Annotated in this window: 1 protein-coding gene and 1 pseudogene; one reads left to right on the top strand and one right to left on the bottom strand. The window is 44.6% G+C overall.

The features are described 5' to 3' along the window. Positions 1-176: pseudogene (locus ACWHAR_RS31735) on the top strand (amino acid permease); the annotation flags it as partial. 14 nt (positions 177-190) lie between these two features. Here the strand turns inward: ACWHAR_RS31735 and ACWHAR_RS31730 are convergent. Beyond that, on the bottom strand, positions 191-418 hold the full coding sequence (locus tag ACWHAR_RS31730) for a YgaP family membrane protein (RefSeq protein WP_003233931.1): 228 nt from the start codon (positions 416-418) through the stop codon (positions 191-193). Positions 419-525 lie beyond the last annotated feature (107 nt).

The raw sequence follows: 525 nt of genomic DNA, 5'->3' as shown, positions 1-525 counted from the left end.
TGCTGGGCAGGAGAGATATAGGCTGGTGGATGGCGCTCGGGGCATTTGTGGCGTGCGCGGTGATTTATTCATTCAGCGGCTGGGCACTGCTTTATCCGGCAGCGCTGGCAGCTGCAGGATATATCTATATAAAAACAAAGGGAGGGCATAAAAAAAAGCTTGATCACGTTTTGTGATCAAGCTTTCCCATTTATCCGTTTTGATGCTCGTTATTTCCAGAATCGCTGTGTTGAAACATGTAGGTCACAGGACAGAAGCGCAAGATTCCCGAACCCGCTTTCATGGCCCCCATAAAGATGTAAAAGAGATGCATTCTGCACCAAGGTTTTTTCGTAAACTTTGCACTGGCGGCTGACATAATCGTCAATCCGCAGGCGATTCTGAACACGGCATTGATGAGACTGATGTTTGGCTTCAAGGAAATTCGCTCCTTTTACATAAAAAAGTTTTTTAATCGAACCTTCAAAAATTTGTAACGTTTTTATCGTGCGTGATGAGGAAGGATGTGATACCATGAGTCTAATA

The organism is Bacillus sp. LR--39 (assembly GCF_053613335.1).
Note: the sequence above shows the minus strand (reverse complement) of the source record. Positions and strands in the feature narration are given on the sequence as shown.